Raw genomic sequence first — 23,308 nt, 5'->3', positions numbered from 1 at the left:
TGACTTAGTCTCTTTTCCGGTTTCTGCCTGTCAGTCTCCGGCAAGAGAAGTTCTTTCAATTCTTTTGAAGGAGGGGGAATGTCTTTGTTTTTCACATTTAAGTTGTTTTATCCCCCTCTTCTTCAAAAGGAATTTAGATAGCATATTAGGGTTATAGATGGTTTGATACCAATATACATTTTTAAGGAATTAGTTTTTTTAGAGAGTAGACTGTTTTCAAAAAAGAGAGATTATTATTTGTCTTTTAAGTTTAGTTTAGTTGAAGGAGCTGCAGGCGATGTGAAATCGCGTACAGCTCCCTTATTTTTTTCGTTTCTTGGCTCCGATGACAGAGCATTGAGGACTTGTCTGTTACCGATTCTACATTTTTCACCTTATAAATAGGGAGTAAGCTATTAACTTTACTTATCTTTGCACATCTTTTGAAAAAGTACAGAAGAAATCAAACAATATAATTTATCCTCACTATGGAATATAATTTCAGAGAGATTGAGAAAAAATGGCAGCAGAAATGGGTCGACAACAAGACCTATAAAGTTGTTGAAGACGAATCGAAGAAAAAGTTCTATGTATTGAACATGTTCCCTTATCCGTCGGGAGCCGGACTTCATGTAGGTCATCCGCTTGGATACATTGCCAGCGATATCTATGCCCGTTACAAGCGTCTGCAGGGATTCAATGTACTGAATCCGATGGGATATGACGCCTACGGATTGCCGGCCGAACAATATGCGATCCAAACCGGACAGCACCCGGCCATCACTACCGTCAACAACATCAACCGCTACCGTCAGCAGTTGGATAAGATCGGTTTCAGCTTCGACTGGGACCGTGAAGTCCGTACTTGCGAACCGGGTTATTACCACTGGACACAGTGGGCGTTCCAGAAGATGTTCGGCAGCTATTACTGCAACCAGGAACAGAAGGCCCGTCCTATCGAAGAACTGGTAAAGGCGTTCGAAACCAACGGTACAGAAGGATTGGATGTAGCTTGCAGCGAAGAACTGACATTTACCGCCGATGAGTGGAATGCCAAGAGCGAAAAGGAAAAACAGGCAACGCTGATGAATTACCGTATTGCCTATCTGGGCGAAACCATGGTGAACTGGTGTCCGCAACTGGGAACGGTATTGGCCAACGATGAAGTAGTGGACGGAGTTTCTGAGCGTGGCGGTTATCCGGTGGTACAGCAGAAGATGCGTCAGTGGTGTCTGCGTGTGTCTGCGTATGCCAAACGTCTGTTGGACGGACTGGATGTCATCGACTGGACCGACTCGTTGAAAGAAACCCAGCGTAACTGGATTGGTCGTTCAGAAGGTACTGAAGTTCGTTTCAAGGTGAAGGACAGCGATTTGGAATTTACCATCTTTACGACCCGTGCCGATACCATGTTCGGTGTGACTTTCATGGTGCTGGCTCCGGAAAGCGAACTGGTTCCACAGCTGACCACCGAAGCCCAGAAAGCGGAAGTTGAAGCTTATCTGGACCGTACAAAGAAACGTACCGAGCGCGAACGTATTTCCGACCGTCGGGTAACCGGTGTGTTCAGCGGTTCGTATGCCATCAATCCGTTTACGGGTGATGCTGTTCCGGTATGGATCAGTGATTATGTATTGGCCGGATATGGAACCGGTGCCATCATGGCGGTTCCTGCTCACGATAGCCGTGACTATGCGTTTGCCAAACATTTCAATCTGCCGATTATTCCGTTAGTAGAAGGTTGCGATGTCAGCGAAGAAAGTTTCGATGCCAAGGAAGGCATTGTCTGCAATTCACCGAAAGCAGGTGTCACTCCGTATTGCGACCTGAACCTGAACGGACTGACCATCAAGGAAGCCATTGCTGCTACCAAGAAATACGTGAAGGAACACCACCTGGGACGTGTGAAAGTGAACTACCGTCTGCGTGATGCCATCTTCTCCCGCCAGCGTTACTGGGGCGAACCGTTCCCGGTTTATTACAAGGACGGCATGCCTTACATGATTGACGAAAGCAAGTTGCCTCTGCAGCTCCCGGAAGTAGCCAAGTTCCTGCCGACAGAAACCGGCGAACCTCCATTGGGACACGCTACCAAATGGGCCTGGGATGTAGAAAAAGGCGAAGTGGTAGAAAATGCCAAGATTGATAACGTAACAGTATTCCCGCTCGAACTGAATACCATGCCGGGATTTGCCGGTTCTTCGGCTTATTACCTGCGTTACATGGATCCGCATAACGACAAGGCGCTGGTTTCTGAAAAGGCTGACCATTATTGGCAGAACGTTGACCTTTACGTAGGTGGTACCGAACATGCTACCGGTCACTTGATTTATTCCCGTTTCTGGAACAAGTTCCTGTTCGACCTAGGAGTAAGCATCAAGGAAGAACCGTTCCAGAAACTGGTGAACCAGGGTATGATTCAGGGTCGCAGTAACTTTGTATACCGTATCAAGGATACCAATACCTTCGTTTCTCTGGGCTTGAAAGACCAGTACGACGTGACTCCGCTGCATGTGGATGTCAATATCGTATCGAACGATGTATTGGATATAGAAGCCTTCAAGAACTGGCGTCCGGAATACAACGACGCTGAGTTCATCCTGGAAGACGGCAAATACATCTGTGGATGGGCTGTTGAAAAGATGAGTAAGTCTATGTACAACGTAGTCAACCCGGATATGATTGTAGAGAAATACGGTGCCGATACCCTGCGTATGTACGAAATGTTCCTAGGACCGGTTGAACAGTCCAAGCCTTGGGATACCAACGGTATCGACGGTGTTCACCGTTTCCTGAAGAAACTGTGGAACCTGTTCTACGGCCGTACCGGAGAATTCCTGCCACAGGAAGCAGAACCGACCAAAGAAGAATTGAAATCCATCCATAAGCTTATCAAGAAGGTAAGCGGTGACATTGAAGTCTTCTCTTACAATACTTCTATCAGTGCTTTCATGATTTGTGTAAACGAACTGACTGCCCTGAAATGCCGCAATAAGGCTGTATTGAGCGATCTGGTGGTATTGCTTGCACCGTTTGCTCCACACTTGGCCGAAGAGTTGTGGGAAGCCCTCGGACATACCACCACTGTATGCGATGCCCTGTGGCCGGCCTATAACGAAGACTACCTGAAGGAAGATACCGTGAAATATACCATCTCGTTCAACGGAAAGGCACGTTTCACCATGGAATTCCCGGCAGATGCCGATAACGATACGATTCAGGCAGCCGTCATGAGCGAAGAGCAGTCTCAGAAATGGATTGACGGAAAGACTCCGAAGAAGGTAATCATCGTTCCGAAGAAGATCGTGAACATCGTTCTTTAAACCGGACAAGATGGAATTATTGATGAAAAGAAAATTAGGCCGGGAGTCGAGAGACTACCTGGCCATCACTTTCGGTCTGATCTGTTATTCCATCGGATGGGCGGCTTTTATGCTCCCTTATCAGATTACGACGGGAGGTGTGACGGGTATCGCTGCTATCATTTATTACGTTACCGGGATAGAAATCCAGGTGTCCTATTTCATTATCAATGCCATCTTCATGGGGTTTGCTTTGAAGATACTGGGACCTAAGTTCAGTGTGAAGACTGTTTATGCTATTTTCATGTTGACTTTTCTGCTTTGGTTGTTCCAGACGATATTGAAAGATGAAGACGGTAATCTGCCTCAGCTTTTAGGACCGGGACAGGACTTTATGGCTTGTGTAATCGGAGCTGGTCTGTTAGGGTTCGGTATTGGCATTGTCTTCTGCAATAACGGAAGTACTGGTGGAACGGATATCATTGCCTGGATTATAAACAAATACAAGGATGTGACGCTGGGACGGATGATGATGTATTGCGATATTGTCATCATTTCTTCCTGTTATTTCATTTTCCACGACTGGCGGCGCGTGTTGTTCGGCTTCTGTGTACTCTTTATCATGAGTATCGTGATAGATTATGTCATCAACAGTACCCGACAGTCGGTACAGTTCCTGATTTTCTCGAAACATCACAATGAAATAGCCGAAGGAATCTCTACCCGGGTAAACCGGGGAGTTACCTTGCTCGACGGTCAGGGCTGGTACAGCAAGAAGGACATCAAAGTCGTTGTGGTATTGGCTAAGAAGAGTGAATCATTGGACATTTTCCGTCTGGTGAAGGATATTGACCCGGATGCGTTCATCTCACAGAGCAACGTAGTCGGTGTATATGGCGAAGGCTTTGATAAACTGAAAGTGAAATAACAAGCTTACTGTTTATCGAAAAAGAGGTTGCAGAGGATGTGTGGTTCTCTACAACCTCTTTTCTTATTGTATCGCATGATAAAATTTTCCCATATCCGACAATCAAACAGGAAGCCGCATGTATCCCCTTTTTTCCTGAATACAATGATAGGGGTATCTTCAAAAATTCGTATCTTCGGCCCGAAACTGAAAAACATTATCTATGAAACGCAACATCCTTCTGCCATTCTTATGGCTGTTCGGCTGCCTGTTCGCCTGGAGCCAGACCCACGTGTATGAAATGTCCGACTTCGGAATCATCCCCGGCAAAAAGACAAACCTTTCCGGAAAAATGGAAAAAGCCCTCCAGAAAATCCGGGAACAAAACTCCGGGAACGATAGCATCGTACTTCGTTTCCAGCCGGGTACCTATCATTTTCATCCCAAAGGGGCGGCCATCCGCGAATACTATGTTTCCAACCATGACCAGGTAGCCTCCAAATCCATCGGACTGGCACTCGATGAGTTTCATTCTCTGACACTCGAAGGAAACGGTGCCCAGTTCATTTTCCACGGTCGCATGCTGCCACTGGCTCTGACGCACAGCAGCAACTGCACCTTAAAAGATTTCAGCATCGACCATGCCAACCCACAAATAGCCCAAGCAGAGATTGTCAGCAACGACCCGGAACAAGGGATTACTTTCCGGGTAGCTCCGTGGGTGAACTACCGCATTACCCAAGATTCGCTGTTCGAGACCTACGGTGAAGGTTGGGCACTCCGCCAAAGCGCAGGTATCGCCTTCGAGAAAGAAACCAGACGGGTATGCTACAACACCAGCGACATCGGTGTACCGACCAAAGGCGTCACCGAAATCGAGCCGGGACTTCTCCGGGCTCCCCGCTGGAAAGACAAACGCCTCGCTCCGGGCACTGTCATGGCCCTGCGCACCTGGGAACGCCCTACTCCCGGTATCTTTTTATCTCATAACACACAGACTACCCTGAAAAACGTAACCGTACATTATGCCGAAGGAATGGGACTGCTGGCACAGCTCTGTGAAGACATCACGCTGGACGGTTTCAATGTTTGCCTGAAAGGAAAGGATGACCCGCGTTATTTCACCACCCAGGCCGACGCAACCCACTTCTCACAGTGCAAGGGAAAAATCACGTCCGTCAACGGTCTGTATGAAAACATGATGGACGATGCCATCAACGTGCACGGTACCTACCTGAAGATTCTGGAACGGATAGACAACCATACCGTACGCGGACGCTACATGCACGACCAGGCCTGGGGATTCGATTGGGGCTTTGCCGGCGACAGTGTGAAATTCATCCGGACCAAAACCATGGATATGGAAAAAGAAGTCTATACCATTGCCGAAATACACCCGCACGACAAGCCACAGATAACAGGGGCCAGGGAATTCGTCATTACATTCAAGGAAGAGCTCTCGCCTTCCATGACTCCCGAAGCCTCTTACGGGATAGAGAACCTGACCTGGACGCCCGAAGTCTATTTTGCCCACAACACCGTCCGCCACAACCGTGCACGAGGCTCGCTCTTCAGTACTCCGAAACGTACAGTAGTAGAAGAAAACCTGTTCGACCATACCTCAGGAACCGCCATCCTGCTCTGCGGTGACTGCAACGGCTGGTTCGAAACCGGTGCCTGCCGTGATGTACTCATCCGCAAGAACAAATTCGTCAATGCCTTGACCAACCTGTTCCAGTTTACCAATGCGGTCATCTCCATTTATCCGGAAATTCCTGACCTTGACGGACAGACAACGTATTTCCACGGAGGAAAACCGGGAGCGATACAGATTGTAGACAATGAATTCGACACCTTCGATGCACCGATTCTTTATGCCAAATCGGTAGACGGACTGGTGTTCAAACAAAACATCATCCGGACCAATACAGATTATCCGCCGTTCCACTGGAACCACAACCGCTTCTTGCTGGAACGGGTAAACCGGGTAGAAATAGACGAGTAACCTGAATCAGCCGAATATATCCGCTTAATTAATTATAGGATATAGGAAAAGGGTCATATCCTTCCCAGGTACGAGAAGAATATGCCCCTTTTCTTTTATGAATTCCTATAGCCTAACTTCTAATCAATATACATTCACTTCGTCCATAAAGAACCAGGCCGGATAGCCCACGCCGTAATGCCAGGTAGGACAAAGACCGATACCTTTTACTTCCACCTTAATATAACGGGCTGTAACAGGTTGCTCCGCCGTCACCTCTCCTTTGACAAATTTCACCTGCACATCGCGGTCCTCATCGAACTTAAAGGAGCCGAAAGGATGGAAAGCTTTGTTAAAATATGAGCGAATCTGTAATTATTCCAATCTTTATGCTTATCTTTGCAGCCGAAAAAATAAGTGGAAAGATTTGAGTAGCTTGCAACCACGGAAAAAAATGCTAAAACACAGATTGATTCCTTGAGAACACCCTCCTACTCTTGTCCGTACACGGATACAACAACCAATTTATTTTAATTTAAAAAGATTATGGGATACTTATTCACATCCGAATCGGTGTCAGAAGGACACCCCGACAAAGTGGCGGATCAGATTTCCGACGCTGTGCTTGACAAACTGTTGGCTTACGACCCCAGTTCGAAAGTAGCTTGCGAAACATTGGTAACTACCGGACAGGTAGTACTGGCAGGAGAAGTGAAAACCAAAGCGTACATTGACCTGCAACGTGTAGCACGTGAGGTTATCAATAAAATCGGCTATACCAAAAGCGAATACATGTTCGAAGGTAATTCCTGCGGCGTATTCTCGGCCATCCACGAACAGAGCCCTGACATCAACCGCGGTGTAGAACGCGAAGACCCGATGAACCAGGGTGCAGGCGACCAGGGAATGATGTTCGGTTACGCTACCAACGAAACCGAAAACTACATGCCGCTGTCACTCGACCTGGCACACAAGCTGCTGATGGTACTGGCAGACATCCGTCGCGAAGGCAAGGTAATGACTTACCTGCGTCCGGATTCCAAGAGTCAGGTTACCATCGAATACGATGACAACCGCCGTCCGGTACGTATCGATACAATCGTAGTATCTACCCAGCACGATGAATTCATCCAGCCGGAAAACGATACGAAAGAAGCTCAGGACAAAGCCGATGAAGCCATGCTGGCACAAATCCGCAAGGATGTCATCGAAATCCTGATGCCGCGTGTAGTAGCCGGTATCCATAACCCGGAAGTCCTGAAACTGTTCAACGACCAGATCAAGTATTTCGTCAATCCGACCGGTAAATTCGTCATCGGCGGTCCGCACGGAGATACAGGTCTGACCGGACGTAAAATCATCGTTGATACCTACGGAGGTGCCGGTGCACACGGTGGAGGTGCTTTCTCAGGCAAAGACCCAAGCAAAGTAGACCGTAGCGCCGCATACGCTGCCCGTCACATCGCCAAGAACCTGGTGGCTGCCGGCGTAGCCGACGAAGTACTGGTACAGGTTTCTTACGCCATCGGTGTAGCACGTCCTATCAATATCTACGTCAATACGTATGGACGCAGCAACGTAGCTATGAGCGACGGTGAAATCGCCAAGAAAGTGGACGAAATCTTCGACATGCGTCCACGCGCCATCGAGGAACGTTTGAAACTGCGTAACCCGATTTACAGTGAAACAGCCGCTTACGGACACATGGGACGTGAACCTCAAGTAGTAAAGAAACACTTCGAATCGCTGTATGAAGGCAACAAGACTGTCGAAGTGGAACTCTTCACTTGGGAGAAACTGGACTATGTAGACAAAGTGAAAGAAGCCTTCGGACTCTAATTGCCCGTATTAAAAATATCAGCGTGCCACCCATCGAACGTGACGGGTGGCACGCTTCTTTTTTCCGGTGTACGCAGGTTGATGAAACTTCCGTTTTTTAATCCGTAACTTTGCATTATCTTTGCACCCGAAAATTCCAATGAACAGATTTATCCATGAATACTTTAAAGAATGTATGTGTCTACAGTGCTTCCAGCACACAGATTGATCCGATTTATTTCCAGGCAGCCGATACTCTGGGAAGACTGCTGGCCCAAAAAGGCATCAACCTCATCAATGGAGCCGGATGTCTGGGACTGATGTCACGCATCAGTGATGCAGCATTGGCTACCGGAGGAACTGTCACCGGCATCATCCCTCATTTCATGGTAGAACAGAACTGGCATCACAAGGGCCTGACCCACCTGATAGAAACCGAAACCATGCACGAACGCAAACGCATGATGGCCGACCTTTCCGACGGTATCATCGCTCTGCCGGGAGGATGCGGTACCATGGAAGAATTGCTGGAAATCATCACCTGGAAACAGTTGGGGCTATACCTCAAGCCCATCGTTATCCTGAACACCAACGGATTCTACAATCCGCTGTTAGAAATGCTGGAGCGTGCCATCGACCAACATTTCATGCGCCGGCAGCACGGTACCATCTGGCAGGTAGCCCAGACTCCCGATGAGGCCCTCCAACTGTTATACACCACTCCGATATGGAGTAAAGATATCCGTAAATTTGCGGCCATCTGACCATTCAACCGAATAAAATCTTCTCATGACTGATGATTGTCACATAGGATTCAACTATCTGCAGGAATTGCATGAACAACAGCAACAGCAGATAGACCAGGCTTTGGTACGAAGTATGCAAACCGCCGACCTTTCAGGCATGAAAGGCGAAGACCTTCCCTATCTGCTTCGGAGCGACCATGTCATCTCTTGCATCCTACTGATCTGCTTCGTTCTGTTCTCATTAGCATTACGGAACGGGAAAAAGGTCTTGTACCAACACATGAAGAACTTCTTTCACCACAAGAAGCGGCCCAGTCTTTTCGATGATGTTCCCAATTCCGACTCGCGGTATGTACTGGCACTAGGAACCGTCACCTGCATCTTGAGCGGTTTCTGCCTGTACGACTATTTCTCAGATGCAGACAAGATGCTGTTTCAACTGATTCCCCATCCTATCCTACTGTCTGTCTATATAGGAGCTTTTGCCATGCTCATCCTGTACAAATGGGGGGCATACAATTTCGTCAACTGGATATTTTTTGACAAAGAAAGGCAAAAACTGTGGATGATTGCATTTTTTGACATACTGGTTGGGGCAGGATTTCTTCTTTTTCCTTTGGTATTACTGGCGGTTTATTTCGATTTGAATGCAGAAACAGCTAAGATTCTAATATTCATTATTCTGGGAATTACCAAAATAATGTTATTTTATAAGTGTATTAGGAACTTTTTCCCTCATATTCATGGTTCGTTTCATTTAATTCTGTACTTTTGTGCCCTCGAAATAGTCCCCGATCTTTTCCTTTGGAAAGGCATTGGTTTTATTAACAACGTATTGATTTTAAAATTTTAGTACATTGAAGATAAAGAAAGTCCTCGTTTCTCAGCCGAAACCGACATCAGAAAAATCACCATACTTTGACATTGCTGAGAAATACGGTGTGAAGATAGATTTTCGCCCGTTCATAAAAGTGGAAAGCCTGACGGCCAAAGAATTCAGACAACAGAAAGTGTCTATCCTAGATCATACAGCCATCGTGTTTACTTCACGTCACGCCATTGATCATTTCTTCAGCCTGTGTACAGACCTCCGCATTACCATTCCTGAAACCATGAAGTATTTCTGTACTTCAGAAACCATCGCTCTGTACATCCAGAAATATGTACAATACCGCAAGCGTAAGGTATTTTTCGGAGCAACCGGCAAGTTTGCCGATCTGGTCCCAGTGATGGTGAAGCATAACAGTGAAAAATACTTTATCCCAATGTCGGATGTACACAACGATGAAATCCATGATTTGCTGGACAAAAACAAGCTCCAGCATACGGAAGCTATCATGTACCGTACCGTCAGCAACGATTTTACACCGGAAGAAAAGTTCGATTATGACATGCTGATATTCTTCAGTCCTGCCGGAATCCAATCACTGATAAAGAATTTCCCGGGATTCGAACAGAAAGATATTGCCATCGGTTGTTTCGGACCTACTACTGCCAAGGCCGTAAAAGATGCCGGCTTACGTCTGGATCTGGAAGCTCCTACAGCAGCCACTCCATCCATGACCGCAGCATTGGACAACTTTATCCGGGAACACAACAAATAAAATAACTGTTTTTTTAGTTTATATTCCGCAGCCGGAGGTTTGGTATCTATAAAGTCTGTAACTTTGTGATCCGAAACCTCCGGTTTCTATTTCCCATTTTGCCAATAAGAACTGCCATGAGTACACCGAACCGATATACTTTGCCGAAACTGGAACGTCTGAACAGCCGTATCCTGATTGAAAAACTCTTCACAGGAGGAAGCAAGTCACTTCCTGCTTTCCCGTTACGCATCGTATACATGCCTGTAGAAGGAGAACATCTGCCTGCTGTCTCGTTACTCATCAGTGTACCCAAAAAACGTTTCAAACGGGCGGTCAAACGTAATCGTGTCAAACGGCAAATACGCGAAGCCTACCGTAAGCACAAGGACTGCCTGCACGAAAGCCTTGAAGCTTCTGGCAAGAAAGTCGTGATTGCTTTTTTATGGCTGGATACTGAACTGCATCCATCTGCCGAAGTAGAAGAAAAAGTACAGAAACTTATCCGGCTGACTGCCGAAAAACTGGCATGAAAAAACTGTTGACATACTTGCTGCTACTTCCGATTTATTTCTATCGGAACTGTATTTCTCCGTTCACACCGCCTTCCTGCCGGTTTACTCCAACCTGCTCACAATATGCCATCGAGGCCCTGAAGAAACACGGACCTTTCAAAGGTATGTACTTGACTATCCGCAGACTCCTGCGCTGTCACCCTTGGGGAGGTTCAGGATATGACCCTGTCCCTTGATCTTCTCTACAGACATGATACGTGATATACACACCCATCACCTGCCCGTACATCCGGATGAGGCCATCATAAGCTATTACTGTTCTTCTCATTCCCTTACCGACATGGATCGGGCAGTCCACCTGTCAGCCGGTATCCATCCCTGGTTCCTGACCGAAGAAGACATCACATTGCAACTGGCCTGGCTGGACACCCTGCTGGAAGATAAACGGCTCCTGGCAATCGGAGAAGCTGGCCTGGACAAATGCTGTCATACCCCATTCGCTCTTCAACAAAAGGCATTTGAAGCGCAGATTATCTGTTCGGAGCATCGCGATCTGCCCATGATTCTGCATATAGTCCGAGCCTATCAGGAACTCATTGCCTATCGGAAAAGCCTTCATGCCCGCCAACCTTGGATTATCCACGGTTTCCGTGGAAAGAAAGAAGTAGCCAGAACTCTCCTCGATCAAGGCTTTTACCTCTCCTTCGGACAGAAATTCCAACCGGAAACCCTGCGTTACGTACCGGAAGACCGTTTCTTACTGGAGACAGACGAGTCTTTATCACCTATCCGTGAAATCTATCAGGAGACAGCCTCAACCCGTAAGACGACCGTAGAACAATTGGAAAAGGCTGTTTCATCGACCATTAACAAGCTCTTTTTTAGCCGTTAAAAATTGGTTATTCAGATAAAGAGTCGTAATTTTGCCTCGAACATCCAAAAAAGGATGCCGAAAACCCATATGTTAAATTAAGTATTTCATTCGATGAATTTTGTAGAAGAATTAAGATGGCGTGGCATGGTGCATACCATGATGCCGGGCACTGAAGAACTGCTGGAAAAGGAAATGGTTACGGCTTACCTGGGTATCGACCCGACAGCCGATTCACTGCATATCGGTCACTTGTGTGGCGTGATGATGCTGCGGCATTTCCAACGCTGCGGACACAAACCGCTGGCCCTGGTAGGAGGTGCAACCGGTATGATTGGCGACCCGTCCGGAAAATCACAGGAACGCAACCTGCTGGACGAAGAAACCCTGCGCCACAATCAGGAGTGCATCAAAAAACAGTTGGGCAAATTCCTTGACTTCGAGTCGGATGCCCCAAACAAGGCAGAACTGGTAAACAACTACGACTGGATGAAAGACTTCTCTTTCCTTGACTTTGCACGTACAGTAGGTAAACACATTACTGTGAACTACATGATGGCCAAGGATTCTGTACAGAAACGTCTGAACGGAGAAGCTCGCGACGGTCTTTCATTCACCGAATTCACTTATCAGCTGCTGCAAGGATACGACTTCCTGCATCTGTATGAAACCAAGAACTGTAAACTGCAGTTGGGTGGTTCCGACCAGTGGGGTAACATCACGACCGGTGCCGAACTGATTCGCCGTACCAACGGAGGCGAAGTTTTCGCACTGACTTGCCCGCTGATTACCAAAGCAGACGGAGGAAAATTCGGTAAAACAGAATCAGGCAACATCTGGCTGGATGCACGATATACATCACCTTATAAATTCTATCAGTTCTGGTTGAACGTAAGCGATGAAGACGCTAAACGGTACATTAAAATCTTCACCTCACTGAGCAAAGAAGAGATAGAAGGACTGATTGCAGAACACGACCAGGCTCCACACCTGCGCGTTCTACAGAAACGTCTGGCCAAGGAAGTAACCATCATGGTACACTCTGAAGCCGATTACAACGCAGCTGTAGAAGCTTCCGGCATCCTGTTCGGAAACGCTACTTCCGAAGCCTTGAAGAAACTGGACGAAGATACGCTGTTGGCCGTATTCGAAGGTGTTCCTCAATTCGAAGTAGCCAAAGCTGACATCGAAGCCGGTATCAAAGCTGTCGACCTGTTCACAGAAAAAGCCGCCATCTTCCCGTCGAAGGGTGAAATGCGTAAGCTGGTTCAGGGCGGAGGCGTTTCACTGAACAAGGAAAAACTGGCCGCTTTCGACCAGATGATTACTACAGCCGACCTGCTGGATGAAAAATACCTGCTGGTACAGCGTGGTAAAAAGAACTATTACCTGATTATCGCCAAATAAGACATCCCTTCTATAAATTGAAAAATCCGTTTTCCCTGGCCTTTTACGGCAGAGGAAAACGGATTTTTTATCTACGGATATGGAAGATGAGGAAGAATCCGGTAATAACGTTTCCCCAACAAAAAAAACCTGTTCTCCAGAAAAGCCGGGAACAGGTTTCTCGTTCATTTATGTCCGTTCATGGAAGTATCAATCAAAAGCCGGTAAAGTGACAGGGAACAAATCATTGGGCCGATGTTCCTGCCGGATAATTTCCTTCATCTGTTTCACAATGTCCGGATGCTGGGCAGCAATGTCATGATCTTCGTGAATATCTTCCGACAAGTCATACAGATGAGGAACTCCTTTCACTACCACCATTTTCCAGTCGCCCATACGTACACCAATCTGATCTGTTTCATGGAACTCCCAATACAAGAAATCATGTTTCTGTTGCTGCTCATCTTTTCCCAACAGGGTCGGAACAAACGAAATACCATCGAAACAATCGCCTTCCAGCTTCTTGTTCAAGTACTTTTTCGGGAATTTCTTATCGCCTATCAACTCACAGAACGTCGGCATTACATCATAAAAAGCCAACTGATGATTGTTTACGGTTCCGGCTTTCACATGTCCAGGCCAACGTACAATGAACGGTACCCGGATACCTCCCTCCAGACACTGACGCTTCAAACCACGTAACTTACCGTCACGACCGAAGAATTCAGGATCTGCTCCGCCTTCTTCATGAGGACCGTTATCACTACTGAAAATAACAATCGTATTCTCGTCCAGTCCCTTCTCCTTCAGTTTCGCCAGAACTTCGCCCACATACTGGTCCAGACGAGTAATCATTCCTGCAAATTCGGCATGGGTATGGACTACCGCATTGTAACGCGAACCTTCGCTACCACCCCAAGTCTTGTCGACAAAGAATTTCTTCTTATAGCTCTGGAGGATGGAATCATTCGGCTGGGCCAGTTCCGCATGAGGAAGCGTATAGGTGAAGAACCCGTAGAACGGCTGCGAACCGTCCTGCTTATCAAGCCACTCCATAGCCTCCTGATGAATCATTTCGGCCGAATATTGAGTACGTTTCTTGTAATCATCGCCGAACATCGGATAATTGATGTTCTGGTCCATAACGATACGGATGGTCGCAGTATCGCCTTTCGAAGTGCTGTAGCGGTTCAGGAAGTTCGGATAATAGAGATGTGCCTGGAACTGGCAGATATAGCCGTAAAACTCGTCTACACCCCGTTTATCGGGCGTTGAACAAGAACCCTCATAGCCTCCGGCCCATTTACCGAACATACCGGTAGTGTATCCGTTTTTCTTCATGATTTCCGGCAGGATGATGTGCTGCGGGTCGTAAGGTTCCTGACCCACTACCGTCCATTCAGTATTGTTACCGTACTTCATGGTAGGAGCCTGTGGCCAATATTCTTTGTTTCCACGCACATGTCCGTGTCCGGAATGCTGGCCTGTCATCAGCGAAGCACGAGAAGGGGCACTGACCGGGCTTCCTGCATACGCCTGCGTAAACAGCATACCTTCCTGTGCCATGCGGTCCAGATTCGGTGTATGGATGTATTTCTGTCCGTAACATCCCAAATCGCCATAACCCATGTCATCACAAAGAATAAAAATAATGTTGGGAGGTGTTGTCTTCTCGGCCGACAAGACATTCGGACAGGCAGCCGCCAACATTCCGGCCCCCATCATCCATCGCTGTAGTGTGTTCATAATTTTTCTCTTAGATTAGTAGTGGTTACGAATATACGACGAAAAAAGGGCATACCCAAACGGTATGCCCTCAATATGTTCCTTTTCCAGATTATTTATCAATATCCTTCATTCTGTACCAGTTTCGGGTTCTTATCGATAGCACCTTGAGGAAGTGGATAATAACGATGGAAAGGTTTGAATACACGGGTTTCGATGAAGATATCTTCAGCAGCAGGATTCAAATCGATGGTAGCACGGGTTTCCGGATCCGCTCCATCGCCAACAGTACCTGTACGACGTACCAATGTAGTATTCAATACCTTTTCGGCCAACATCTTACCGTCTGAAGTCTTCCAGCGGAGAATATCAGCACGACGAAGACCTTCACCGGCAAATTCTATACCACGTTCACGCCAGATCAATTCACGCAATTTATCTTTCGTATTATATTTGGCCTGGTCTACAGCAGGCATTCCTACACGTGCACGGATTTCATCCAGTTTCTTGTAAACTTCTGTCGACGGCCCGTTCAATTCGTTTTCAGCCTCTGCCCATGTCATCAGCACTTCTGCATAACGGAACACGATCGGACAGGCATTACTCTTCCAGATATTGGCATACTGAGTAATCGGATTCAAGTATTTATTCCAAGTCAGACCTGTCTTCGAAGCATTATCGGCTGAAGTCATGTAGTTAGCATTCGCAGCACCGTCAATAGTCTTGTCCAACGTATTGAATATTCCTGTACTTCCGTCTGCCTTGATATAGTCAGCTCCCGGATACAGGATACTCATACCTAAACGCGGGTCACGGCCCTTGAACGGATGAGCAGCATCGTAACCGCTACCGCTTTCATCGATAGTCAAACCGTTACTCATTTCATAGTCATCCACCAAATCCTGAGTAGGTACGATAGAAGACCAACCGCCGTCACCGTTATTATACATCTGACCGATGGTACCCAGTGTATAGGTATTCGGAATATACTGTACTGCCAGAATGATTTCCTTAGAATCCTGACCGGCCACCTTGAACAGGTTTGTATAATCTGCTTCCAAACCGTAGATACCCAAATTAATGATTTCCTGTGCTTTCTGTTTAGCAACCTCCCATTCACCGTAATACAAGGCCTGACGCATCCGGATAGCCAAAGCTGCTCCTTGTGCAATACGTCCGCGTTCACTTGGTTCCTTGTTCAAATCCGGTGTACAGGCATCCAGTTCGGTTTCAATGAATTCCTTCACCTCAGCTTCAGTATTACGTGGCACCTGTGCCTCTTCTGCACTGTTATAATTAGAGATAATGGGTACACCACCATACAGCCAGTTCATCTTGAAATAACGATACGCACGGATGACACGTACCTGAGCAATCAAGTCTTTCTTTACTGCTTCGTCGGCAAACTCAATATTATCTATATTTTCCAAGAATGTATTGCAACGGCGGATGATGGTATAATCGTAATAATTGGCACCACTGTTTGCCTGAGTCATTTTACCGTTGGCAAAGTCTTTATAACCTTCCCATGAGAAATTGTTATATCCATAATCAGACGCACAGTCCATATAAAGGATATCTCCTCCGTCTTCCCAACCGTCATAGCAACCGATAGCAAATTTCTGCGCATCAGTTTCACTTTGCCAAGTCGTACTCGGTGAAAGAGCATCCAACGGGGCAGTATCCAAAAAATCGGAACAAGAAACTGACATCAAAGCCGCAGCCCCCAACAGCAAATATTGTTTAAAACGTATCATAGTTATCATCTGTTTTTAAGGTTTGAATTTAGAATGTTACATTAACACCGAATGCATGTGTGCGCAGCAACGGATATGAAGACAAACGCTGGCTGGTAGCTTCCGGGTCGATGTTGATCTTCATGCCGTCAAAAGTAAACAGATTTTCTACAGAATAGTAGAAACGGACATTTTCTATACCCACACTACTCAACAGACTCTTCGGTAAAGTATAACCGAACTGCAGATTCTTCAGACGCAGATAGCTGGTATTCTGCAACCAGAAAGTAGACTGTGCATTACGTGAACTACTCGGAGAGTTGGTATCGGTAAAGATACGCGGCATGGAAGCATCCTTGTTGGTTTCTGTCCAGGCATCTTTCCAGATGGAAGCCGGGTGTCCGGCATCACCGGAGAAGGCACCGTATACTTCGTGTGAGTCAAACAGACGGTATACTTTGGCAGCACCGTTGAACATCAAAGACAAGTCAAATCCTTTCCAACCGGCATTCAAATTCAAACCGAAAGTATATACAGGGTCGGTAGAACCGTAATAGATACGGTCGTCTCCATTCAGTTTGCCGTCACCGTTAGTGTCTACATAACGCAGGTCACCAGCCTTGAAATCACCGCCACCAAACGGATTACCGTATTTTTCCTGGAAAGCGTCAGCCTCTTCCTGAGAATTGAAGAAACCGTCAGTTTCGTAAATATAATAGGTATTCATGGCTTGCCCTACTCTATTACGCTGAGTATATCCGGTTTCCAAATATTTATCAGGGTCTCCGTCACCTAAGTCAAGAATTTTATTCTTGTTGTAAGCAAAGTTAGCTGCTACACCGAATGACCAGTCACCCCACCGATCGTTGTAACTGATATTCAATTCCACACCGTTGTTACGAACAGAACCCACATTATCTTTATAAGCTCCCAAAGCAAATTCATTCGGAACAGATACATCCATCAGGATGTCGATAGTCTTACGGTTGTAATAATCGATAGAACCGTTGATCTTATTGTTCAGAAAAGCGAAGTCCACACCGATACCCCAGGTAGTAGCCTTTTCCCAAGAAATGGTACTCAAACAGTAATTGCTTTGGTAATAACCGGAATTCAAGGCACCGCCGAATGGATAAGTGGCACCGACATTGTAGGTACTCAAAGCCGGATAATAACTAGAGGATCCATCACCAGACAATGCATCCTGATTACCCAACATACCCCAAGAAGCACGGATTTTCAAAGTACTCAACCAGCTTCTGGTATTTTCCATAAAGGATTCTTCACTGATACGCCATGCACCGGAGAATGACGGGAAATATCCCCAACGGTTACCTTCAGCGAAGCGGGAAGAAGCATCGGCACGGATATTGGCTTCCAGCAGGTATTTGCCAGCGAAATCATAGTTGACACGTGCAAACCATGAAAGCATAGCCAGTTCACGGGTATAACCTTCATTCGTCTGTGTAGAGGCATCACCGGCATTAATGTCGGTCAGTTCATTATTCGGAAAATTCTGACGATATGCTTTGGTATATTTATAATTGTATTTTTCTGTATGCCAACCCAACAATCCTTTGATGTTGTGCTTACCGAATGTCTTGTCGTAATTCAGCAACAAATCGTAGTTCGTACGGTCCCAACGGTAATCACGTTCATCGAGTGAGTTCGGGTCAGAAGCTTTGTTGGCATTGTATTGGATAAACTTTTGGAAATAAGTATAATTCTGGTAGTTATTCACATAAGAACCGGTAGCCGTCAATACCAAGCCGTCTATAATCTTATAGTCCAATGAAGCACTTCCTGTGAAGTTGTAGTTATCACGAGTAACTTTCATACCGGAATCCAACCACGCAATCGGGCTACCGTCTGAAATAGTTCCCCAGGTTCCGTCTGGATAACGAGCTACAATCCAAGGAGCAATCAGGTTCAACTGACGGATAATCTGGTCAGAACTACCACCATAATAAGCAGAACTCGGGTCGTTATATTTATTCTTGATGAAAGCCAGACTCATCTTGGCACTCAAGCGGTCATTGATTTTCATATCCAAGTTAGTACGCGCATTGAACTGCTCACGGTCAGCATTCGGCAATACACCGGTCTGGTTCAGGTAACCCAACGAACCCATGTAACGGACATTCTCGTTACCGCCGTTGATATTCAGGTTATGACGATGCTGAATACCGGTTTTGTATGCCAAACCGTACCAGTCCGTATTCGGATAGTTCGGATCTGTACCGTCCTTAAATTTCTGCAATTCTTCATCGGTAAAACGTGCAGCCTTTCCTTCGGCTCTCAATGCATCGTTATACATGCTGGCATAGTCGTAAGAATCCAGACGATCGATGGTTTCGGTAGTATTCTGGAAGCTGACATAACCGCTGTAAGAGATTTTCGGTTTACCGGAAGAACCACGTTTGGTAGTAATCAAGATTACACCGTTGGCAGCCTTTGAACCGTAGATGGCAGCCGAAGCCGCATCCTTCAATACAGAAATACTGGCAATATCGTTCGGGTCGATGGCACTCATGGTTTCGGATTCAACTCCATCAATCAGGATATAAGGAGAAGCCGTATTCAAGGTACCGGTACCACGTACGCGGATGCTACCGCTATCCATACCCGGAGCACCGTTGGTTCCCGTAATGGTTACACCCGGCATCAAACCTTGCAAACCGCTGCTGACGTTCTGAATCGGTCGATTCTGCAACTGCTTACTGTCTACTGAAGCAACAGAACCAGACAAGTTGGCTTTCTTTTGTGTACCGTAACCTACAACAACAACCTCCTCAAGTGCCTGGGTTTCATCCTTCAAAGTTACATTCAAGGCCGAACCGTTCCAGACAATGTTTTGAGTAACATATCCTACAAAAGAAACTTCAATGGTAGCACCTTTCTTGACTCCACTGATAGTAAAATTACCATCAATATCCGTAATCGTACCGTTAGTAGTCCCTTTGACTAACACAGAAGCACCGATAACCGGTTCACCGGTACCATCTTTAACGACACCTTTACAGATACCGTTCTGCTGTTGTACAGAAACTGATTCACTGGATGCATACGCAGGAAGTCCTCCTGCAACCCCCATGCCTAAACACAAGAGCATACTGACAAGTCTAACTTGTTTTTGCATAAGAATTAAATTTAGGTTTAACTATTCTTGCTATTTTCTTAGAAAGAAAATTATCATTATGCAAATATATGAAATAAAATTATTCCCTTAGCAAAAAATATTACAAAAATACACTTTCAGAAATATTCTCTCTTATTTACTGTTATACAAAGCTATCATCAATTTTACGCAAGTAACTGATTATCAAGTCACACAATCTCTTTCTAAGAAAAATACGCCCCATACAATTAAAATACCCGTCCCAAATTTGAATTTCTCAAATTGAGACGGGTATTTCAGATAAAAAAGTACAGATTATTTCAACTCCTTCAGCAATTCATCTACAGCTGCCTTCAGCTGGGTATCTTCTCCCTTGACGATGGTCTCCGGAGCATTGAGTACATAGATATCCGGTTCCAGCTGCTTGTTCTCCAGATAAGAACCGTCTTCCGTACGATAGCCTACCACCGGAATACCGAACACCAAAGACGGGTCCTGCAGACGTTCCCAGCTGACCGTAGTCATGGTTCCAGGTACGGGGGCACCGACCAGTTTACCCATCTGTTTGTAATGATAAACCCACGGCGTACCGTGTGCATTCGAATAATTGGCTTCGCATTGCACCATGATGGAAGGCTTGTTCCAACGGCGGCTCGGCATATCGCAGGCTTCCCGTCCGCGGACTACCTGCGTCAGGTACTTCTTGCCCGAGAACAAGACTTCAATATCTTCGTGCAGACGACCCCCACCGTTGAAACGGGTATCGATGACAATTCCTTCACAATTATTGTATTTACCCAAAATATCGGAATAGACCGTACGGAAACTACCGTCGTCCATCGATTCAATGTGTACATACCCCAATCGACCGTTCGACCATTTTTCCACATCGGCAGCCCGTTGTTTCACCCAGCGTTTGTAAAGCAAATCCTGGAAACTGCCGTTACTGATAGGCTTCACCACCTCATCCCAACGGGAACCGCTCTGCGGGTCATACAGTGATACCAATACCTTCTTTCCACTTTTACCATTTAATAAGGTAGAATAATCGGTATTGGGGGCAATCGTTTCCCCATTTATCTTTTCGATGACCATACCGGCTTTCAGACGTGTGTTCTTCCGGTCGAAAGGACCTTTCTCTACAATTTCAGCCACACGTACTCCGTTTCCTTCGTAATCCCAATCATACAGGATTCCCAGGTTTCCAGTAGACTCACCCGGCACAGACGGATAAAAACGGCCGCCGGTATGCGATACATTCAGTTCGCCCAGCAATTCGCTCAACAGTTCGGCAAAGTCATAATTGTTGTTGATATGAGGCAGGAACTTCCGGTAGCTGGCAGACAGCATTTCCCAGTCTACTCCGTGCATGTTCACCTCGTAGAAACGTTTCTTTTCCTGCTTGCAAACATGGTCGAACATGTATTCCCGTTCGGCCGCCCGGTCCATCTTCAGCACTGCCTTATACGATACCGGCTTCAAGGCGTCCGAACCGGTGTCCATCTTCTGTAAGGTTCCGGCTCCCAATACAAACAGGTTCTTTCCTTCCTTATCGAGTTCCATGTTTCCCCAACCGGCATCCATCTTGTGCAGCAGCTTGGTTTCATGCTTGCGCAGGTCCATCTTCCACATATCGAATCCACCTTCGAACGAAGAAAGGTAGTACAGTTGTTCACCGTCTTTCGAAAGGATAGCCGAGGCCAGACTCGACGAATTCGGAGTCAGACGGACAATCCGGTCCTGAATACCGTCCAGTTCCACCACAATGTCCTTTGCCGGCTCCTCCTTTTTCTTATCCGATTTCTTATCGTCTTTTTTCTTATCATCCTTCTTATCGGCAGCCTCATCCTGTTCCTTCTCCAGTTCCTTCTGGAGTTCATAATCCTCCTTGCTCAGACGGAACTTGTCGTACGCATCCTGGTTGACGAAAACCAGCATCACATCGTCCAGCGAACCCCACGAAGCATGGTTACGCATACCGTAACGTTCGGTAGTAAAGAGAATGGCGTTACCGTCCATTACCCAGCGTGGAGAACTGCTGGTATAACCGCTTCCGGTCAGATTGACCACCTTTCCAGTTCCGTCGGCACGTACCAGGCCGATATCGGAATACGGGTCGTGACGGTTGCCGATGCATTCCAAAGTAAACCATTTTCCGTCGGGCGACCAGCTATACGAGAAATTACCGTCGGTACTGTACCACAGGGAACCGTCAGTTACCTGTCTCACTTGCTTGGTAGCCAGATTGACCACCATCAGCCGGCTACGGTCTTCGATGAAGGCCACTTCCTTGCCATCGGGAGAGAACTGAGGATACATCCGTTCCACGGTTTCAGACGGAAGCAACACTTCTTCGTCTATCAAGGTAGCGTTCGGGAAATTCGGGTCTTCCTCCCGGGCAATCCGTGCCGTATAGAGCTGCCAGTTTCCGGACCGTTCACTGGCATAAACCAAAGTACGGTTATCAGGAGCAAACGAAAGTCCCTTCTCGGTGGCCGGTGTATGAGTAATCTGCTTGGTAGTTCCATATTCTACGGAAGTGACAAACACTTCTCCACGGACAATGAAAGCTACCTGCTTGCCATCCGGCGAAACAACTGCTTCACTGGCCCCTTTCGTGAAAGTCAGGGTTTCCGGCAGTTCGGCAGCGTCGGTAATCAGCGAAACGGCTACTTTCTGCGGCTGTCCCTGAGGAGCCTGGGTATAGATTTCTCCGTCGTAGGTATAACACAAGGTACCGTTTCCGGCTACGGAAAGGAAACGGACCGGATGAGTCGTGAACGAAGTCAACGGTTGTACCTGTTTCGGATTATCCAACGGGAACCGGTAGACATTGAACGAACCTTTTTCCCGTTCGCTCAAGAAATACACCTGTTTGCCGTCGGGAGCAAATACCGGGTTCCGGTCTTCTCCGGGACGATTGGTCAGATTGGTATGCTTTCCGGTACGGGTATCATACATCCAGACATCGCGGGTGATGGAAGAGGTATGATGCTTGCGCCATTCGTCTTCAAACCCTTTCCTATCCTGATACAGGAAAACATCTCCTGCAGGGCTGAAGCTGACCATCTCGGCAGGAGTTCCCAATACCTGACGGACTCTTCCACCGGCCACCGGTACCTGATACAGTTCGGTCATGGCCGAGGTTGGGAACAAGGCACTACTGGCCGGATCCTGGATACTGGCAGAGAACAGAACGTACTGACCGTCGGGTGAGAAGGCCTGTGGGGTTTCTCCGGCCGAATGGGTAGTCAGACGCTTGGCCGGACCTCCGTCGGCCGGCATGACAAAGACATCCTGATTGCCGAAACGGTCGCTGGCAAACGCTATCTGCTTACCGTCCGGCGACCATACCGGAGCCGATTCATACGAATCCTGGGTAGTCAACTGTACAGCTTCACCTCCGCCGGAAGCCACCTTATAAATATCTCCTTTGTAACAAAAGAGAATCTGCTTGCCGTCGGGCGAGATGCGTACATCGCGCATCCACAATGGGGTAACGGCCATCGCACCGGCTGCTCCCATTCCGAAGGCTAAAGAAAGTAATAGCTTTTTCATATTCCGTTGTTCATGATTTTAAGCAAAAGTACAACGAAAAAAGGGAATGCTAAAAAAAGTGGAAAAATATTTGGAGAATA

Annotated in this window: 16 protein-coding genes; 11 read left to right on the top strand and 5 right to left on the bottom strand. The window is 46.8% G+C overall.

Going from position 1 to position 23,308, the window contains the following annotated elements; genetic code table 11:
• The first annotated feature begins 467 nt into the window (after positions 1–467).
• The 3 genes from leuS (at position 468) to C510_RS0111380 (ending at position 6,193) form a co-directional block, all read left to right on the top strand.
• The gene (leuS, locus tag C510_RS0111390; protein ID WP_018711470.1) at positions 468–3,302 is read left to right on the top strand and encodes a leucine--tRNA ligase; all 2,835 of its coding nucleotides are present in this window, start codon (positions 468–470) and stop codon (positions 3,300–3,302) included.
• Positions 3,303–3,312: 10 nt separating this feature from the next.
• A complete protein-coding gene (locus C510_RS0111385) occupies positions 3,313–4,209 on the top strand; it encodes a YitT family protein (RefSeq protein ID WP_018711469.1) in 897 nt (298 codons plus the stop codon).
• A gap of 202 nt (positions 4,210–4,411) precedes the next feature.
• On the top strand, positions 4,412–6,193 hold the full coding sequence (locus C510_RS0111380; RefSeq protein WP_018711467.1) for an alpha-1,3-galactosidase-related protein: 1,782 nt from the start codon (positions 4,412–4,414) through the stop codon (positions 6,191–6,193).
• Between the two features lie 123 nt (positions 6,194–6,316).
• Here C510_RS0111380 and C510_RS17175 read toward each other — a convergent pair whose 3' ends face one another.
• Positions 6,317–6,469 carry a hypothetical protein gene (locus C510_RS17175; protein ID WP_169336144.1) on the bottom strand — a complete coding sequence of 51 codons (153 nt, stop codon included), beginning with the start codon at positions 6,467–6,469 and terminating at the stop codon, positions 6,317–6,319.
• Between the two features lie 249 nt (positions 6,470–6,718).
• Here C510_RS17175 and metK point away from each other — a divergent pair, with 249 nt between their 5' ends.
• From metK to tyrS, 8 genes are all read left to right on the top strand, one after another.
• The gene (metK, locus tag C510_RS0111370) at positions 6,719–8,011 is read left to right on the top strand and encodes a methionine adenosyltransferase (RefSeq protein ID WP_018711465.1); all 1,293 of its coding nucleotides are present in this window, start codon (positions 6,719–6,721) and stop codon (positions 8,009–8,011) included.
• A 155-nt stretch (positions 8,012–8,166) separates the two neighbouring features.
• Complete coding sequence (locus tag C510_RS0111365) at positions 8,167–8,754, top strand: LOG family protein (protein WP_018711464.1); 588 nt, start codon at positions 8,167–8,169, stop codon at positions 8,752–8,754.
• Positions 8,755–8,779: 25 nt separating this feature from the next.
• Positions 8,780–9,589, top strand: a complete 810-nt coding sequence (locus tag C510_RS0111360) for a DUF4271 domain-containing protein (protein ID WP_018711463.1) — start codon at positions 8,780–8,782, stop codon at positions 9,587–9,589.
• A 4-nt stretch (positions 9,590–9,593) separates the two neighbouring features.
• Positions 9,594–10,340, top strand: a complete 747-nt coding sequence (locus C510_RS0111355) for a uroporphyrinogen-III synthase (RefSeq protein ID WP_022339858.1) — start codon at positions 9,594–9,596, stop codon at positions 10,338–10,340.
• A gap of 116 nt (positions 10,341–10,456) precedes the next feature.
• Positions 10,457–10,852, top strand: coding sequence for a ribonuclease P protein component (rnpA, locus tag C510_RS0111350; RefSeq protein WP_018711461.1), 396 nt, complete (start codon positions 10,457–10,459; stop codon positions 10,850–10,852).
• The gene (gene yidD / locus C510_RS0111345; protein ID WP_018711460.1) at positions 10,849–11,070 is read left to right on the top strand and encodes a membrane protein insertion efficiency factor YidD; all 222 of its coding nucleotides are present in this window, start codon (positions 10,849–10,851) and stop codon (positions 11,068–11,070) included. Before rnpA ends, yidD begins: the two co-directional genes overlap by 4 nt.
• 14 nt (positions 11,071–11,084) lie before the next feature.
• The gene (locus C510_RS0111340) at positions 11,085–11,726 is read left to right on the top strand and encodes a TatD family hydrolase (RefSeq protein WP_026320202.1); all 642 of its coding nucleotides are present in this window, start codon (positions 11,085–11,087) and stop codon (positions 11,724–11,726) included.
• A 93-nt stretch (positions 11,727–11,819) separates the two neighbouring features.
• Positions 11,820–13,112, top strand: coding sequence for a tyrosine--tRNA ligase (gene tyrS / locus C510_RS0111335; protein ID WP_026320201.1), 1,293 nt, complete (start codon positions 11,820–11,822; stop codon positions 13,110–13,112).
• 189 nt (positions 13,113–13,301) lie between these two features.
• On the opposite strand, the gene C510_RS0111330 is transcribed toward tyrS, so the two are convergent.
• From C510_RS0111330 to C510_RS0111315, 4 genes are all read right to left on the bottom strand, one after another.
• Positions 13,302–14,813: an arylsulfatase gene (locus C510_RS0111330; RefSeq protein WP_425311421.1), complete on the bottom strand. Its 1,512-nt coding sequence runs from the start codon at positions 14,811–14,813 to the stop codon at positions 13,302–13,304.
• A gap of 122 nt (positions 14,814–14,935) precedes the next feature.
• Positions 14,936–16,573: a RagB/SusD family nutrient uptake outer membrane protein gene (locus C510_RS0111325; RefSeq protein WP_018711456.1), complete on the bottom strand. Its 1,638-nt coding sequence runs from the start codon at positions 16,571–16,573 to the stop codon at positions 14,936–14,938.
• Positions 16,574–16,601: 28 nt separating this feature from the next.
• Positions 16,602–19,691, bottom strand: a complete 3,090-nt coding sequence (locus tag C510_RS0111320) for a SusC/RagA family TonB-linked outer membrane protein (protein WP_026320200.1) — start codon at positions 19,689–19,691, stop codon at positions 16,602–16,604.
• A 294-nt stretch (positions 19,692–19,985) separates the two neighbouring features.
• Positions 19,986–23,228 carry a S41 family peptidase gene (locus tag C510_RS0111315; RefSeq protein WP_025892621.1) on the bottom strand — a complete coding sequence of 1,081 codons (3,243 nt, stop codon included), beginning with the start codon at positions 23,226–23,228 and terminating at the stop codon, positions 19,986–19,988.
• Positions 23,229–23,308: the final 80 nt, after the last annotated feature.

This window comes from Phocaeicola barnesiae DSM 18169 = JCM 13652 (assembly GCF_000374585.1).
Lineage (GTDB): Bacteria > Bacteroidota > Bacteroidia > Bacteroidales > Bacteroidaceae > Phocaeicola > Phocaeicola barnesiae.
This window is presented reverse-complemented; position numbering and strand designations above follow the sequence as displayed.

Coding starts and splice junctions, on each gene's coding strand:
- leuS (WP_018711470.1), top strand. CDS start 468: ATGGAATATAATTTCAGAGAGATTGAGAAAAAATGGCAGCAGAAATGG.
- C510_RS0111385 (WP_018711469.1), top strand. CDS start 3,313: ATGGAATTATTGATGAAAAGAAAATTAGGCCGGGAGTCGAGAGACTAC.
- C510_RS0111380 (WP_018711467.1), top strand. CDS start 4,412: ATGAAACGCAACATCCTTCTGCCATTCTTATGGCTGTTCGGCTGCCTG.
- metK (WP_018711465.1), top strand. CDS start 6,719: ATGGGATACTTATTCACATCCGAATCGGTGTCAGAAGGACACCCCGAC.
- C510_RS0111365 (WP_018711464.1), top strand. CDS start 8,167: ATGAATACTTTAAAGAATGTATGTGTCTACAGTGCTTCCAGCACACAG.
- C510_RS0111360 (WP_018711463.1), top strand. CDS start 8,780: ATGACTGATGATTGTCACATAGGATTCAACTATCTGCAGGAATTGCAT.
- rnpA (WP_018711461.1), top strand. CDS start 10,457: ATGAGTACACCGAACCGATATACTTTGCCGAAACTGGAACGTCTGAAC.
- yidD (WP_018711460.1), top strand. CDS start 10,849: ATGAAAAAACTGTTGACATACTTGCTGCTACTTCCGATTTATTTCTAT.
- C510_RS0111340 (WP_026320202.1), top strand. CDS start 11,085: ATGATACGTGATATACACACCCATCACCTGCCCGTACATCCGGATGAG.
- tyrS (WP_026320201.1), top strand. CDS start 11,820: ATGAATTTTGTAGAAGAATTAAGATGGCGTGGCATGGTGCATACCATG.
- C510_RS0111330 (WP_425311421.1), bottom strand. CDS start 14,813: ATGGGGGCCGGAATGTTGGCGGCTGCCTGTCCGAATGTCTTGTCGGCC.
- C510_RS0111325 (WP_018711456.1), bottom strand. CDS start 16,573: ATGATACGTTTTAAACAATATTTGCTGTTGGGGGCTGCGGCTTTGATG.
- C510_RS0111320 (WP_026320200.1), bottom strand. CDS start 19,691: ATGCAAAAACAAGTTAGACTTGTCAGTATGCTCTTGTGTTTAGGCATG.
- C510_RS0111315 (WP_025892621.1), bottom strand. CDS start 23,228: ATGAAAAAGCTATTACTTTCTTTAGCCTTCGGAATGGGAGCAGCCGGT.